We start from the raw sequence: 15,251 nt of genomic DNA on the forward strand, positions 1-15,251 counted from the left end.
CTCTTACGGGCGCAGCGTGAGCTGGTGCGCGAAGGCCGGCGGGTTCATCTGCAAGGGCCGGTATTGCACGGCCGCCCAGCTGTCCCGCATGTCGCGGTAGCGGCCTGAAAACACCAGGCCGCTTTGCCCTGTCTGGTAGATAAAGCGGGAGTTTTCCGGATCGGCCATGTCGTACACCGCGCGCAATGACGCGGCCTGCCGGTTGGCGAAGGGCGTGGCGTCGCCGGTCGCCCAGTACTGGCCCACGTTGATGGTGAAGGTATCGCCGCCCGTGGGCACACGCACGTCGAACCACGGCGCCAGCCAGGACACGTTGCCGAAAGGCTTGTGCGCCGACAGCGCCACGTGCGCCCTGCCCCAGGCCCAGCCGCCCACGTCGGCGCCGTAGTCGGCCTGCAGGCGGTCCAGCGCGCGGACCAGCGCCGCGGCGGATTGCGCTTCGCAGCCGGCCGCGCCGCACCAGTTGGCATCCTGGCGCTCCAGCACGTCTTCCAGCGTGCCCCTGAAATGGCGCTTGCCGTAAAGCGGCCTGAACACCGCCTCGCCGAGCTTGCCGCCCACGATGCCGCGCGTGAGTTCGTCCGCCCAGGCGGCGAACACCAGCGGCGCGGCCTGCTCGGCGCGCATGCTGCCGTCAAACCCGGCCATGGTTTTGCGCACTGCCTCGGCCAGCGGATGGTTCACCGGCTGCGCCAGCGTTTTCTGCAGGAAAGGCAGCAGCTTCACGGTGGCGGGCGACATCTGGTCGGCCTGGATTTTTTGCATGGAGGCCGCGTCGTGTTTGGGCGTGGCGGCCAGCAGTTGCTCGATGCGCTCGTAGCGGTAAGGCACGGTCCAGTCCTGGCCCATGAAGAAAGGGTAAGCGGGCGGCGTGATGCGCTGGTTGGCGGTGGACCACCAGCCCTTGGCCTCGATGGCGGCACGGCCGGCTTCCGGAGTTTGCGCGTAAGGCAGCCAGCCGTCCCAGTCGTAGCGATCTTCCCATCCCGGCGAGGGCGCGATGCCGCGGATGTCGTTGCCGGGCTTGCGCAGCGGCACCTTGCCGACGGCCTTGAAAGCCACACCGCCGTCCACGTCGGCCGTGACGACGTTTTGCATGGGCGAGTGGTAGGCGGCAAAGGCGGCGACCATTTCATCGGCAGACTGGGCCCGGTTGGCGCGCAGCCCGGCCAGCACGGTCTGGTTGTCGGCGTCCAGCGCGCTCCAGCGCAGCGCGATCACGTATTTGCGGGTGTCGATCAGTTCGCCGTGGGATTTCTGGGCGTCGCTGAGCACGGGGCCGTGGCGGCTTTCGCGCACGTCCAGCAGAAAATCCGGCTGGCCCTTGACCCGGATGATTTCCAGGCGGTTGGCGAAGTCGGCCCAGGCCTCGGCCTTGGAAGTATCGGTGGACGGCACCCGGTACTGCCGCGGGTTGGCCGGGTTGATCTGCTCCAGGTACAGGTCCTGCACGTCGGGGGCGGTGTTGGTGAATCCCCAGGCCGCCTTCGCGGTGCGGCCCATGACCACAAACGGCAGGCCGGGCAAGGTCGCACCTATGACGTCGAGCCCGGCTGCGCTGCCGGCAGCGGGGGCCTGCAGGCGCGCGAAGTACCAGATGGCCGGCGCCGACAGCCCAAGGTGCGGGTCGTTGGCCAGCAAGGGCTTGCCGCTGGCGCTGTGCGCGCCCGCGACCACCCAGTTGTTGGAGCCCTTGCCGTCGACCTGGCCGAGCGACGCGGCCCAGTCGTTGATGCCTTCGGCCATGGCGAGGGCCGTGGAGGCGGCGGGCCTGCCGGAGACTTTTTGCGGGGCGCCGGGAAGGTCAGCGCGGTACACGCCGAGCCCGGCATAGAGCTTCGCGAAATCGACGCTTGACGCCGGCTGCTCGCCGGGATACGGCGGAAACAACTGCCAGAGCTCGCCGGTCTTGAGCACCCGCGCGGCGGACAGGCGTGCGAACTCCGTGCCCCAGTTGCCGCCCAGGTCCAGCGCCATCATCAGCGACCATGCCAGGCTGTCGACGGGCGACCAAGCGACACCCGAGGCGCCGCCGGGCCTGGCGCCCACGATATGGAACTCGGGCTGCAGCGCCTGCGGCGAGCCGGCGTAAAAAGCGCTGATGCCCTCGCTGTAGGCCTGCATGGCGTCGCGCCCCTCGGCGGGCAGGGTTAGCCATTGGCGTTCCGCGGCGCGCACCACGCCCAGGGTGCGCAGCAGCTTGTCGGTCTCCAGCGTGGCGGGGCCGAACACTTCGGAGAGTTCGCCGTGCATGACGCGCCGGTTGAATTCGAGCTGCCAGCCGCGCTCCTGCGCATGGACATAGCCGAGGGCGAACCAGGCGTCGCGCGGCGACTGGGCCTTGATGTGGGTGACGTCGGCGGGGTCGCGCGCCACGGTCACGGGGCCCAGCAGGCCCGCAGCCCGCAGTTCACCGTCCAGCGCCGGGCTGGCGCGGTAGATATAGACGCCCCCCGCCGCCGCGGCGATCAGCAGCAACACGGCAAAGCCAAGCAAAACCCGTTTGAACCAGATCAAGATCACGCTCCCAATAGGTGGCCGGACAGATCAACGGCGGAGGGCGAATTACGAGGCGGGCCGCCTGAAATCCTGAAGCAGGAAGGATGGCCGCAGCTTACTTTTTCTGCAAGTGCATTTTGCCGTCGGCAAATTTAAAACTGACGGTGGGCACCGTGAAATCCTCAAAGGGCGCGCCCAGCGCGATTTCGCCTTCGAGCAGCAGCACGCATTCCTGGCGGCGCAGCGCCACCACGGCCGCGCTGTCGGAAAAACGCACCCAGGTGCCATAGCTGCTGACGTCTTCGAGGAAGAACTTGCCGGCCCGCCATTCAATCCTGGCATGCCGGCGCGAAACCCGCGGGTCCTGCACGACAAAATGCGCGTCCTGGTCGCGGCCCAGGAAGATGGGCAATTCGGTCGAGGCGAAGGCAGTGCTGATGTCCAGCCAGCACAGCTCTATCAATGCCAGGGCGGCGGCGGGCTGCGCCGCCGGCGGCGTCAGGGTGGCGGGCACCGTGAAAGACTCCGACATGACTTCGGCTTGCCACTCGATGCGGTGCACCAGGCAGGATTCAACGCGGCCGCGGATTTCGAGCGCGCCCAGGCTCCGCGAGCGCACCAGCGTGTCGGGAGGGAGATGCTGGATCACGGTGTCGGTCGCCAGGATCTGGTCCGGGCCGGACAGGTCGCTCAGGCGCGAGGCCAGGTTGACGGCATCGCCGAAACAGTCGCCGTCCTGCTCGACGATTTCGCCGCGCGCCACGCCCATTTGCAGGCGCATCTTGAGTTGGTCGGGCCAGTTGCGGATGCGGTCGCGGTGAACCCGCTGCAACTCGGTCACGGCATCGACGGCGTCGGCATTGTCGGGAAAAACGACGAGCACGCCGTCGCCAAGGTATTTGATGACGTGGCCCCGGTAGGCCTGGCAGACCTTGCCTATCCACTGGGTCAGGCGCGTGATGGCTTGTGTCGCCTTGGCATTGCCCAGCGATTCAAAAACCCCGGTGCTTCCTGTGAGATCGGCAAAAACGACGGTAACTTCTGCCATAGGGTCGGTGTAACTGCTTGTAGTTCTTGGCGCCATTAAAACATAAGTAGCACACTGCCATATGACACATTCAAGAGGGGCCGACGACGCCTCCTGTCATTCTCCGTCGTGGTGCATTCGCGCAAACTCCGCTCAGGCGCTGGGCTTGAGCTGCATCGCCTTGAACTCCAGGAATTCCTCAAACCCGTAGACGCCGTTTTCCCGGCCGTTGCCCGACTGTTTGTAACCGCCGAACGGCGCCTGGCCGTTGAACGGCCCGCCGTTGATGTCCACCTGGCCGGTGCGCAGGCGGCGCGCGATTTTCATGGCGCGCTCGTCGCTGCCGCCCCACACGGCGCCGCCCAGGCCGTAAATGGTGCTGTTGGCGATCGCCACCGCGTCGTCCTCGTCCTTGTAGGGGATGACCACCAGCACCGGGCCGAAGATTTCCTCCTGGGCCAGGGTGTCCGTCGGCTTGATGCCGAGGATGGTGGGCTGGACAAAATAGCCTTTGGTGATGGCGGGCGCTTCGGCGCCGCCGGCGATCACATCGGCACCCTCTTCGATGCCGGTGCGGATAAAGCCCAGCACGCGGTCGCGCTGCGCGGCGCTGACCAGGGGGCCGAGCTTGCTGCCCTCTTCCAGGCTGGGGCCGACGCTGAATTTGGCGATGGCAGCCTGGGCCAGCGCCTTGACCTCGTCATAACGCCCGGCCGGCACCAGCAGGCGGGTGTGGGCCGAGCAGGTCTGGCCGCTGTTGAGCATGCAGGCCGACACGGTGCCCTTGACGGCCGCTTCGAAGTTGGCGTCGTCGAGCACCACGCTGGCCGATTTGCCGCCCAGCTCCAGCGCCACGCGCTTGACGGACTGGCTGGCCAGTTCGCCCACGCGCTTGCCCGCGCGGGTGGAGCCGGTGAAGCTCACCATGTCCACCTCGGGGTGCGTGGCGAGGACCTCGCCCACCACCGGGCCCATGCCGTTGACCAGGTTGAACACGCCGGGCGGCAGGCCCGCCTCGTGGATGATTTCGGCCAGGATCATGGCGTTGACCGGCGCGATTTCGCTGGGCTTGAGCACCACGGTGCAGCCGGCGACCATGGCCGGCGCGATCTTCAGCGTGATCTGGCTCAGCGGGAAATTCCAGGGCGTGATGCAGCCCACCACGCCGACGGCCTCGCGCACCACCAGGGAGTTGCCGACTTTTTTCTCCCACTCGAACTGGCGCGCCACCTTGGCGAAGTTGCCCCAGTGCCATGCCGGGCCGCCGACCTGGACGATGCGCGCCATCTTCAGCGGCATGCCCACTTCGCGGGCAATCGCAAGGGCGAGTTCCTCGGTACGTGCCTTGACGCCGGCGGCCACCTTGTCGAGGTAGGCGGCGCGCGTCTCGACCGGCAGCGCCGACCAGCCCTCAAAGGCCGCGCGTGCCGCCAGCACGGCGGCTTCGGCCTCTGCCGCGGTGCCGGAGGGCACCGTGGCCATCAACGCTTCGGTGCTGGAGTCATGGACCGGCAGGGTTTCGGCGGACTGGGCCTTGACCCATTGGCCGTTGATGTAGTGCGCGGGGTAAACAGTCATTGCGTTCATGGATGTGCTCGTGTCGGTATGGAGAAGGCCCGAGGAAGTCCCGAAGAGGGCCTGAAATGAGGTAAATAATGCCGAAAAAACCAGGAGATGACTTTCGACTCACAGGCAAAATCCCCCTGTAGGCCTAAAGATTTAAACACTGTTCAATACCAGAATCGACTTGACATCTGGTTACTAACTCCTTGATTCATTTGTTGTTTTGCGTTAACCATTTCACACAAAACACCTTGCAAATGATTAGATGTCGTCTTAATCTAACAGAAGACGACGTTTCATGGGAACGCAGACAAATACCCCCCGATGCCCCGGTAGAAAGTTGTGAAACACATGCGCTGGTTAAAACCAAATCTGAAAAGCAGCTTCATGGCGCTGCTGGGCTCCGGCGAGGTTACGCCTTCCATATTGGAAGACCGCACCGAGGACATCCGCCAGTTCATCCTGGACGAGCTCGGCGACTTCGGCGAGAAACACTATCCCAAGATTACGCGCCGCGTGCGCTACGCCCAGGACGTACAAGGCCTGTGGTACACCCGCGGCGACGTGATGGCGGTGCTGGCGGCCATGCACGGTGAGACCATCGCCCGTGAGAAGGTCAGCCGTATCAGCGACAAGTTCAAGGGTATGCTGCCGCGCGGCTTGAGTTCCCGGTCCAGCCCGCTCACGACTTGAGTTTTTTCTTCGTTCTTTTTCAGTCTCCAGAGTTTTTTCCGAGAGTTTTTCAGAGAGTTCTTCAGTTTCTTCCTGGCCTCCAAGGCAACTTTTTAAACCAGCTTCTAGCTGGTTTATTTTTGTCCGCTCGCAGCCGCTGCCGGTCCGGCTCAGTGGTGGTGATGCTGGTGGTGCAGGTGGCCCCAGAGCACAAAGGCATCGCGGCCCTCCACCGCGAGGGTGGTTTTCAGGCCCACCGGCAGCATCACCTTGGTCGGCACATGGCCGAAAGGCAATCCCGTCAGCACGCGCGCCTTGACCTTGCCTTGCAGCCAGGCAACCACCGACGCCAGCTTGAAGCCCTTGTCATGCGGCACCAGGGAATAGTTGGTGAACTGCCCGAAGATGATGGCTTTCTGCTGCGCCAGCACGCCGGCGTACAGCAGCTGCGTGAGCATGCGTTCCACGCGGTAAGGATGCTCGGCGACGTCCTCGATGAACAAAATCCCGCCCTTGACGGCCGGCAAGTAGGGCGTGCCGGCCAGCGAAGACAGCATGGCCAGGTTCCCGCCCCAGAGCACCGCATCCTTGATCATGAAATCGGCTGACGGCTTGGCGTCCGCGGCGGGTTTGGGCAGTTGCCAGCCCGTGCCTTCGCCCTGCCCCGTGATGAGGTCGTCAAAACAGGCTTCGGTGATGTCATCCGGCGCCTTGGCGCCGAAATCTTCGCCGAGTGCCGGGCCGGCCCAGGTCACGGCGCCGGTCTTGGCCATCACCGCCATCTGGAAGGCCGTGAAATCGCTCAGGCCGACAAAACGGGTGCCGCCCGCGATGGCTTTGGCGACCGCCTTGTACTGGATGCCCGGCAGGATGCGCGACAGGCCATAGCCGCCGCGCGAAATGAGGGCCACGTCGGCGCCGCTGGCGGCCGCACGGTGGATGGCGGACAGCCGGGTGTCGTCGTCGCCGGCAAAACGCTGGTGGCGCGCGAGCGCGTCGGCGTCGACTTCGACCTCATGGCCCAGGGCGGTGAGGCGCTGCACGCCGCGCTTGAAAGCGGCTTTGTCGCGCACGGCGCTGGAGGGGGAGTAGATGTAGATATGTTTTTTCACGGCTGCAAGTATCCCACTGCCGCAGCCCCTGCCCCGCCGGTCTGGCTGCAGGTATAAACGGGCCACCATGTTGCTGTATGTGCTGGACCTCCTGGGCGTTGCCGTTTTTGCCGTGAGCGGCGCGCTGGCGGCCGGGCGCCTGCAGCTGGACCTGCTGGGCGTGCTGGTGCTGGCGGCGTTGACCGCCATAGGCGGCGGCACGCTGCGCGACCTGTTGATGAACCGCCACCCGGTGTTCTGGATGGCCAGGCCGGCCTACCTGCTGGTAATAGTCGCGGCGGCGCTGGGCACGGTACTGTATGTGCAGGTGCTGCCGATCCCGTCGCAGGCGCTGCTGGTGGCCGATGCGCTCGGGCTGGCGCTGTTTGCGCTGTCGGGCGCACAACTGGCCGAAGGCGCGCGGCTGTCGCCCCTCATCGTGGTGGTGATGGGCACCATGACCGGCGTGGCGGGCGGCCTGATGCGCGACGTCTGCAGCAACCAGGTGCCGCTGTTGCTGCGCCAGGACATCTACGCCAGCGCCGCGATCGCCGGGATCGCTCTTTATCTCGCCTTGAAGGCGCTGGGGCTCAGGCCCTCATGGGCCTTTGGGATCGGCCTGGCGGCTGTGGTGGTGCTGCGAATCAGCGCCATCTTTATGGGCTGGCATTTGCCGGTGTTCAAACTGCCGGGCTGAAGAAGCGCGCAGCCTGCCGCGCAACCGGCTCGCCGTGTTCCTGCACAAAATGCCCGGCCTGTTCGAGCACCACGGGCTCACCGCAGCCACGAATCAGCGCCCGCAGTTTGTGCATCACGGGTGGGCCCAGCACCGGGTCCTGCGCGCCGACCACCATTAGGGTGCGGCCTGTCCAGTCGTTTTGCCAGAAGTTGCGTGCCTCGCGGGACACCGCTGCGCCGTCGGCATCAGGCGCATCGGGCACCATGGGCGGGAAGGCGCGTAAGGCAGCGCGGTGGCCCTTGTCCGGAAACGGCGCGTTGTAGGCCGCGCATTCGGCGGCGCTCATCTGCGGGTTGCCGCGCGCGAACAGCCGGGCGACATCGAACTCGGGGTTTTTCGCGCACATCTCGCGCCAGGCCAGAAAGCCGGCAGGCAGCGGTGCGTCGCCCGTGCCCAGCGTGGTGTTCATGACCAGCAGGCCCCGGTAGCGCTGGGGAGCCGCCATGGGCAGCGTCAGGCCGAGCAGGCCGCCCCAATCCTGTACGACGAGCACGACGTTTTGCAGGTTCAGGCGCTCCACGAACTCGAGCAGGATCTGCCGGTGCACGCTGAAACTGTGAAAGCCGTCCTTCTTGGGCTTGTCGCTTTTGCCAAAGCCAATCAGGTCGGGGGCGACCACACGGTGCCCGGCTTCCAGCAGCACCGGAATCATTTTGCGGTAGAGGTAGCTCCAGGCCGGGTTGCCGTGCAGGCACAGGTAAGTGAGGCCGCCCCTGCCGCCTTCCCCTTCATCCAGGTAATGCAAGCGCAGCCCGCCCAGCGCCGGCAGGTCGCTGACATAGCGGGGCTGCCACGGATAGCCCGGGACATCCTCGAAAGCCGCGTCGGGCGTGCGCAGCGCGTCGTCGCGCAACGGGTGCGCCAGCCGCGACTCTTCGCGCTTGTCGGCCCGGCGCCGGCGAAAGAAGGACTGCAGCAGTTCGCCGCACTCCCCTGCCAATACGCCGCCCTGCAAGGCGGTCTGGTGGTTCAGGCGGGATTCGCCGAACAGGTTGAGGACCGAGCCGGCCGCGCCTGTCTTGGGGTCGGCCGCGCCGAACACCACGCGCTTGAGACGGGCATGCAACATGGCGCCGCTGCACATGGCGCAGGGCTCCAGCGTGACGAAGAGCTCGCAATCGTCGAGCCGGTAGTTGCCCAGTGCCTGCGCGGCGGCGCGCAGGGCGACGATTTCTGCGTGGGCCGTCGGGTCATGGCCGTCCACCGGTGCATTGCGGCCGGTGGCGATGACTTCGCCGCGCCGCACCACCACCGCGCCCACGGGCACTTCACCCGCGGCGTCGGCTTGGCGCGCCTCGGCCAGGGCCTGCCGCATGAAAATCTCGTCGCTCATGGCAATGGCAGCGGCTCCGCCGGCCTTATTTCTCTTCCGGCATGGGGCGGGCCTGCTGCAGGGCACCCTCCACGGCCTGCTTGACCTGCTGCTGGGCCTGCTGGCTTTGCACCTGCGGCGGCGCATCGGCGGAGACGGCGGGCATGCCGGGAGCCGACGGAACGGCTATCTGGGTGCCCACTTGCTTTTTGACCAGCAGGCCGACGATGGCCAGCACGACCAGCAAGCCCACGAGGCTGAAAATACCGCGCATATCAAGTCTCCGTTGGGGTGTTGTCTTCGGCCATGCCCAGGCGGGCCATCCAGGCCGCCAGGGCGCGTTCGTCATCATTGCCGGCGGCGTACATGGCTTTCATGGCGGCATGCGACTCGCGCCTGTGCTGGTTGATTTTGATCTTGCACTGCAGCTCGGTCACCTGCAGCTCAAAGCCCACGATGCCGGCCATCATCTTGTGGCCGAATTCCTCGCCCAGGTCGCGCCACTGCTGGGCATACGGCGGCTCGTGGTCGCCTATGAGTTTTTTGAGCAGGGCGTCCTTGGCCGCCGGGTCTTCGATCAGCGTGGCCTGCACGGTGCAGTGCACGGCCACGTAATTCCAGGTCGGCACCCGCGCCAGGTCGGGGTAGACCTTGGGCGACAGGTAGGCATGGGGACCGAGGAAGGTCACCACCGCCTGAGGCCTTGCCTGCAAATAGCGCCAGTGCGGGTTGGGCTTGGCCACATGGCCCAACAGCACCAGTTGCTCGCCGTGCTCTTCCAGATGCAGCGGCAAATGGGTCACATAGGGCAGGCCCGCGTCGTCCACGCTGATCAGGCTGGCGAAGGGGTGTTCGTTGATCAGGGCCGCGGCCTGGGCGCGGTCGCCTTTGAATTGGGGCGGTAGGTACATGGGCTGAAGCATAGGCGAAAACGGCGGCTTGATTCGCCCGAAATTTCCCGGGCTCCGCCACGGAGACCGGAGGCTCAGCGCTGCAGCGGCCAGCGGGCCAGAGGAACGTGCAGCGTCTGGCCGATGAGGCTGTGCACGAGGACAAACTCGCCGGCCGTCCAGGTGATGGGATCCACCGCCTGTTCAGCCACCGCGCGGTCGTCGTAGAGCAAGGTGACGTGCGGCGTATAGGCCGGTTTCGCCCAGCGCCCCAGCCCTGCCTTGGTCAACTCCACCCCCAAGGCCCGCTGGAACACCATCAGTTCAGTGAGGCCGGCATCACCGCGCAACACAAACGGCCGGTTGCGCGGGGAGCTGGAAAAACTCGCGGCCCGGTCAAAGGTGACGGAAAACGGTGCCGCCCTGACCGCCGCGGCGGCCTGGCTCGCCATGGCTATGACGCCCTGGGGCAGGCCCGCATAGTCACCCAGGTGGTGCAGCGTGATGTGAAAGCGCTCGGTTTTCAGCGGCGTGCCGTGCAGGCCGTGCTCCGCGCGCAGTTGCCGGGCACACTGCGAAATGCGCTCCGCAGCGTCCACGTCGGGAAAGAGCGCAAAAAACAGCCTGTCCGTCGGTGCCGGCGCGTCGTCAAAACCGGGTAAGGAGGATTGGCCGGGCATGGCTCAGGCCCTCACTCCCACTCAATCGTGGCCGGCGGCTTGCTGCTGACGTCGTAGGTGACGCGGTTGATGCCGCGCACTTCATTGATGATGCGGCCAGAGACCTTTTTGAGCAGCGCGTAAGGCAGCTCGGCCCAGTCGGCCGTCATGAAGTCACTGGTCTGCACGGCGCGCAAGGCGACCACATAGTCGTAGGTGCGGCCGTCGCCCATCACGCCCACGCTTTTGACCGGCAAGAACACGGTGAAAGCCTGGCTGGTCAGGTCGTACCAGGACTTGCCGGTGGCCGCGTCCTTGAAGTTGCGCAGTTCCTCGATGAAGATCGCGTCGGCGCGGCGCAGCAGGTCGGCGTATTCCTTTTTGACTTCGCCGAGGATGCGCACGCCCAAGCCCGGGCCGGGAAAAGGATGGCGGTAGACCATGTCGTGCGGCAAGCCCAGCGCGACGCCGAGTTCGCGGACTTCGTCCTTGAACAACTCGCGCAGCGGCTCCAGCAGCTTCAGGCCCAGCTGCTCGGGCAGGCCGCCCACGTTGTGGTGGCTCTTGATGGTGACGGCTTTTTTGCTCTTGGCGCCGCCGGATTCGATGACGTCGGGGTAGATCGTGCCCTGGGCCAGCCATTTGGCACCCTTGTGGCCGCCGTCGCCGGCCTTGAGGCGTGCAGCCTCGGCCTTGAACACCTCGACGAACTCGCGGCCGATGATCTTGCGCTTGGCTTCAGGCTCGTTCACGCCGGCCAGATGGCCGAGGAACTGGTCGCTCGCGTCGACGCGAACCACCTTGGCGTGAAGCTTGCCGACAAACATGTCCATCACCATGTCGCCTTCATTCAGGCGCAGCAGGCCGTGGTCGACAAAAACGCAGGTGAGCTGCTCGCCGATGGCGCGGTGGATCAGGGCCGCGGCGACGGAAGAGTCAACACCGCCCGACAGGCCGAGGATGACTTCCTCGTCGCCGACCTGCTGGCGGATTTTTTCGACGGCTTCGCTGATGTAGTCGCCCATGACCCAGTCCTGGCGCGTGCCGCAGATGTCCAGCACAAAGCGCTTGAGGATGGCGTTGCCCTGCTTGGTGTGCGTGACTTCGGGGTGGAACTGCACCGCGTAGAAGCGGCGGTCTTCGTCGGCCATGCCGGCGATGGGGCAGGAATCGGTGGACGCCATGAGCTTGAAGCCCGGCGGCATTTCGGTGACCTTGTCGCCGTGGCTCATCCAGACGTCGAGCATGCCCTGGCCCTCGGGCGTGGTGTAGTCGGCGATGTCCTTGAGCAGCGCCGTGTGGCCGCGGGCGCGCACGTCGGCCGAGCCGAATTCGCGCTTGTGCCCGCCCTCGACCTTGCCGCCCAGCTGGTGCGCCATGGCCTGCATGCCGTAGCAGATGCCCAGCACCGGCAGGCCCAGCTCGAAGACGGCTTGCGGCGCCTTGTCGGTGGTTTCTTCGTAAATGCTGGCATGGCTGCCCGAGAGGATCACGCCCTTGAGCGTGCCGTCCCTGGCGTAGTCGCGAATCCATTCGTCGCTGACGTCGCAGGGGTGGACTTCGCAGAACACGTGGGCGTCACGCACGCGGCGCGCGATCAGCTGGGTGACTTGGGAACCGAAATCAAGAATGAGGATTTTCTGGTGCTGCATGAGGGTGTTACTCCAAGGCAAAAAAAGAAAAAGGCGTCTGGTTCATCAGACGCCTCAGGCCGCTGTGGGGCTCAATCAGCCCGGTAGTTCGGCGCTTCCTTGGTGATCTGCACGTCGTGGACATGGCTCTCGCGTATGCCGGCGGAGGTGATCTCCACGAATTCGGCCTTGTCGCGCATGTCTTCAATCGTGGGGCAACCGCAGTAGCCCATGCTGGCCCGCAGGCCGCCGGCCATCTGGAACACGATGGCGACCATGGAGCCCTTGTAAGGCACCCGGCCTTCGATGCCTTCGGGCACCAGCTTGTCGGCGTTCGGGTTGCCGGTGCTGGATTCCTGGAAGTAGCGGTCGGCGCTGCCCTGTTGCATGGCGCCTATGCTGCCCATGCCGCGATAGCTCTTGTAGCTGCGGCCCTGGAACAGGATGACCTCGCCCGGGGCTTCCTCGGTTCCGGCGAACATGCCGCCCATCATCACGGTGTTGGCGCCGGCCGCGATGGCCTTGGCGATGTCGCCGCTGTAGCGGATGCCGCCGTCGCCGATCAGCGGGACGCCGGTGCCGCGCAGCGCGGTGGCGACGTTGTCGATGGCCATGATCTGCGGCACGCCGACGCCGGCGACGATGCGGGTGGTGCAAATGCTGCCGGGGCCTATGCCGACCTTGACGCCGTCGGCGCCGGCTTCCACCAGCGCCAGCGCCGCGGCGCCGGTGGCGATATTGCCGCCTATGACGTCGACCTGCGGATAGTTCTGCTTGACCCAGCGCACCCGGTCCAGCACGCCCTTGCTGTGGCCGTGGGCGGTGTCCACGACGATGGCGTCGACGCCGGCCTTGACCAGGGCTTCGACGCGCTCTTCGGTGCCCTCACCCACCCCGACGGCGGCGCCCACGCGCAGCTGGCCGCGCGAGTCGCGCGCGGCGTTCGGGAAGGTGGTCTGCTTGGTGATGTCCTTGACGGTGATCAGGCCCTTGAGCTCGAAGTCGTCGTTGACCAGCAGCACGCGCTCCAGGCGGTGTTTGTTCAGCAGCGCCTTGGCGTCCGCCAGCGAAGCGGTTTCGGAGATGGTGATCAGGCGCTCGCGCGGCGTCATGATGGTGCTGACCGGCACGTCCATGCGCGATTCGAAGCGCATGTCGCGCCCGGTCACGATGCCGACGACCCTGCCGCCGTCGATCACCGGGAAGCCGGAGATGCCGAGCTGCTCGCTCAGGGCCATGACCTGGCGCACGGTGTGGGTGGGGGTGATCACGACCGGGTCGCGAAGCACGCCGCTTTCGTAGCGCTTGACCTTGGCGACTTCAGCGGCCTGCTGCTGGGGCGTGAGGTTCTTGTGGACGATGCCTATGCCGCCCTCCTGCGCGATGGCGATGGCCAGCCGGGCTTCGGTGACAGTATCCATGGCGGCCGACACGAGCGGCAGGTTCAGGCGGATGTTTCGGGAGAACTGGGTGGAAAGAGAGGTGTCCTTGGGCAGGACCTGGGAGAACGCTGGCACCAACAATACGTCGTCGAAGGTGAGCGCTTTGCCGAGTAGGCGCATAGGGATGGCTCCAAAAACACGATTGTACCCTTGTCCCAAAGACCCGTCGGTACTAACCCCTAGCCTCCCCGGCGCCCGTTCAGCCACTGTGGCGCCCGGGTTGTAAAAAGGCAGCTTTGCCTCCTCTTTGCGCCCCCTTTGCGTCCGAACAGGCAGAAAAGCGCATCCCACGGCGCTACACTGGTGAAATGGACCTCAAACTCGTTTCAAGAACCCTCATCCTGGCCGTCGCCGGCGGGTCATTTGCGCTCACGGCGTTTGCCCAGTGGCAATGGATCGACAAAGACGGCCGCAAGGTCTACAGCGACCGCTCGCCGCCGTCAGACGTACCGGAAAAAAACATCTTGAAGCAGCCGCGTGGCGCCAAGATGGCTGTGACACCCGTTCCCGATGGAGGTGACCAGGCAACGGCCCCTGCACCAGCGGCAAAGAATAACGCCAGCCTTCCCAAACTGTCCGGCAAGGATCCGCTGCTGGAAGCCAAGAAAAAACAGGCTGAAGACGAAGAAGCCGCCAAGAAAAAAGTGGAAGAAGAAAAAGTTGCCAAAGGCAAGGCCGACAACTGCGAACGGGCCCAAAAAGGCGCGGCATCCTTGCAATCGGGCCAGAGAATTTCGGTCACCAACGCCAAAGGCGAACGCGAATACATGGATGACAACGCCAGAGCCGCGGAAGTAAAACGCCTTCAAGCCATTGTCAATACCGACTGCAAGTAGCTCGCACACGCCGCCCATTTGCGGTGGATGCTTTCAGTAGCCGGCCTTCGCACCAGTCCGAATCCTGGCGAACAGCCCGGCCCGCTTGGCCCCCTGCCTGTTGAATCTCTCCCGGCGCGCCACCTTGGGGTCCACACGCAGGCCACGGTAGATTTCCACGCGGTCATGGTCCAGCAGAACATGCCCCGGCGCGGTCTTGCGGCCCCAGATGCCCAGCACGTGACGGCCGGTCCGCAGTTCCGGAAACTCCTCAAACAGCCCGCTGGCCGCCAGCGCCTGCGCCACTGTGGTCCCGGCGGCGAGTTCCAGCACCCATTCGCGCACCTGCCTGGGCGCGGGAGAATAAACCAGGAATATTTTGAGCGGCCTGGCGCCCTCAACCTTCGCCATAGACGTCCGAGGCCCTTTTGACAAAAGCATCGACCAGGCTGCCGGCGATCTTGTCGAACACGGGCCCGACCAGCGCCGCCAGTGCGGCATTGTCAAAATCGTAGCGCAGGCTGAACTCGACCTTGCAGGCTCGTTCGTTGCCCTTGCCCACGGGCGTGAAATCCCAGTGGCCATCGAGCTTTGAAAAAGGGCCGTCGACCAGCTTCAAACTGACCTTGCGGTCTTTTTCATGGGTGTTGCGCGTGGTGAAGCTTTGCGAGATGCCGGCAAGCGAAAGGCCGATCTTTGCCGTCATGCCGTGCGCGTCTTCCTCCAGCACGGAGGCCTGGTCGCACCAGGGCAAAAACTCGGGATAACGCGCGACGTCGATGACCAGGGCGAACATCTCGGCGGCGCTGTACCAGATTAAAACGGACTTGTGAACGGTTTTCATACAATCGAGGGCTGGGCGCAATTGTATTGGCACTGTACTTTCCGGTTTTCGCCCCTACCTTTTATCC

15 protein-coding genes are annotated in these 15,251 nt (G+C 65.2%); 3 read left to right on the forward strand and 12 right to left on the reverse strand.

The window, feature by feature from the left end:
• Positions 1–3 precede the first annotated feature (3 nt).
• The 3 genes from ACLV74_RS16020 to ACLV74_RS16030 form a co-directional block, all read right to left on the reverse strand.
• A complete protein-coding gene (locus ACLV74_RS16020; RefSeq protein WP_411880393.1) occupies positions 4–2,517 on the reverse strand; it encodes a penicillin acylase family protein in 2,514 nt (837 codons plus the stop codon).
• 97 nt (positions 2,518–2,614) lie between these two features.
• Positions 2,615–3,547, reverse strand: a complete 933-nt coding sequence (locus ACLV74_RS16025; protein ID WP_411880394.1) for an FHA domain-containing protein — start codon at positions 3,545–3,547, stop codon at positions 2,615–2,617.
• Positions 3,548–3,679: 132 nt separating this feature from the next.
• Positions 3,680–5,104, reverse strand: a complete 1,425-nt coding sequence (locus ACLV74_RS16030) for an aldehyde dehydrogenase family protein (RefSeq protein ID WP_411880467.1) — start codon at positions 5,102–5,104, stop codon at positions 3,680–3,682.
• 336 nt (positions 5,105–5,440) lie between these two features.
• On the opposite strand from ACLV74_RS16030, the gene ACLV74_RS16035 reads away from it, so the two are divergent.
• Positions 5,441–5,782 (forward strand): hypothetical protein, encoded by a 342-nt coding sequence (locus tag ACLV74_RS16035; protein ID WP_411880395.1) that lies wholly within the window; start codon positions 5,441–5,443, stop codon positions 5,780–5,782.
• A 149-nt stretch (positions 5,783–5,931) separates the two neighbouring features.
• Here the strand turns inward: ACLV74_RS16035 and ACLV74_RS16040 are convergent, their stop codons facing one another.
• Positions 5,932–6,873, reverse strand: a complete 942-nt coding sequence (locus ACLV74_RS16040) for an LD-carboxypeptidase (protein ID WP_411880396.1) — start codon at positions 6,871–6,873, stop codon at positions 5,932–5,934.
• 67 nt (positions 6,874–6,940) lie between these two features.
• Between ACLV74_RS16040 and ACLV74_RS16045 the strand changes: the two genes are divergently transcribed.
• On the forward strand, positions 6,941–7,549 hold the full coding sequence (locus ACLV74_RS16045; RefSeq protein WP_411880397.1) for a trimeric intracellular cation channel family protein: 609 nt from the start codon (positions 6,941–6,943) through the stop codon (positions 7,547–7,549).
• Here the strand turns inward: ACLV74_RS16045 and tadA are convergent.
• The 6 genes from tadA to guaB all read right to left on the reverse strand — a co-directional run bounded on the left by tadA (position 7,533) and on the right by guaB (position 13,645).
• On the reverse strand, positions 7,533–8,924 hold the full coding sequence (gene tadA / locus ACLV74_RS16050; protein WP_411880398.1) for a tRNA adenosine(34) deaminase TadA: 1,392 nt from the start codon (positions 8,922–8,924) through the stop codon (positions 7,533–7,535). The genes ACLV74_RS16045 and tadA overlap by 17 nt on opposite strands.
• 25 nt (positions 8,925–8,949) lie before the next feature.
• Positions 8,950–9,177 (reverse strand): hypothetical protein, encoded by a 228-nt coding sequence (locus tag ACLV74_RS16055; RefSeq protein WP_411880399.1) that lies wholly within the window; start codon positions 9,175–9,177, stop codon positions 8,950–8,952.
• A 1-nt stretch (position 9,178) separates the two neighbouring features.
• A complete protein-coding gene (locus ACLV74_RS16060; RefSeq protein ID WP_411880400.1) occupies positions 9,179–9,814 on the reverse strand; it encodes an FMN-binding negative transcriptional regulator in 636 nt (211 codons plus the stop codon).
• Between the two features lie 74 nt (positions 9,815–9,888).
• Positions 9,889–10,473 (reverse strand): 2'-5' RNA ligase family protein, encoded by a 585-nt coding sequence (locus tag ACLV74_RS16065; protein ID WP_411880401.1) that lies wholly within the window; start codon positions 10,471–10,473, stop codon positions 9,889–9,891.
• Positions 10,474–10,484: 11 nt separating this feature from the next.
• Positions 10,485–12,104 carry a glutamine-hydrolyzing GMP synthase gene (guaA, locus tag ACLV74_RS16070; protein WP_411880402.1) on the reverse strand — a complete coding sequence of 540 codons (1,620 nt, stop codon included), beginning with the start codon at positions 12,102–12,104 and terminating at the stop codon, positions 10,485–10,487.
• 71 nt (positions 12,105–12,175) lie between these two features.
• Positions 12,176–13,645 carry an IMP dehydrogenase gene (guaB, locus tag ACLV74_RS16075; RefSeq protein ID WP_411880403.1) on the reverse strand — a complete coding sequence of 490 codons (1,470 nt, stop codon included), beginning with the start codon at positions 13,643–13,645 and terminating at the stop codon, positions 12,176–12,178.
• 188 nt (positions 13,646–13,833) lie between these two features.
• Here guaB and ACLV74_RS16080 point away from each other — a divergent pair, with 188 nt between their 5' ends.
• Positions 13,834–14,361 (forward strand): DUF4124 domain-containing protein, encoded by a 528-nt coding sequence (locus tag ACLV74_RS16080; protein WP_411880404.1) that lies wholly within the window; start codon positions 13,834–13,836, stop codon positions 14,359–14,361.
• A 33-nt stretch (positions 14,362–14,394) separates the two neighbouring features.
• Here ACLV74_RS16080 and ACLV74_RS16085 read toward each other — a convergent pair whose 3' ends face one another.
• Both ACLV74_RS16085 and ACLV74_RS16090 read right to left on the reverse strand, forming a co-directional pair.
• Positions 14,395–14,751, reverse strand: coding sequence for an RnfH family protein (locus tag ACLV74_RS16085; RefSeq protein ID WP_411880405.1), 357 nt, complete (start codon positions 14,749–14,751; stop codon positions 14,395–14,397).
• On the reverse strand, positions 14,738–15,184 hold the full coding sequence (locus tag ACLV74_RS16090; protein ID WP_411880406.1) for a type II toxin-antitoxin system RatA family toxin: 447 nt from the start codon (positions 15,182–15,184) through the stop codon (positions 14,738–14,740). Before ACLV74_RS16090 ends, ACLV74_RS16085 begins: the two co-directional genes overlap by 14 nt.
• Between the last annotated feature and the right edge of the window lie 67 nt (positions 15,185–15,251).

The sequence above is a fragment of the Polaromonas sp. YR568 genome (assembly GCF_943369415.1).
Taxonomy (GTDB): domain Bacteria; phylum Pseudomonadota; class Gammaproteobacteria; order Burkholderiales; family Burkholderiaceae_C; genus Polaromonas.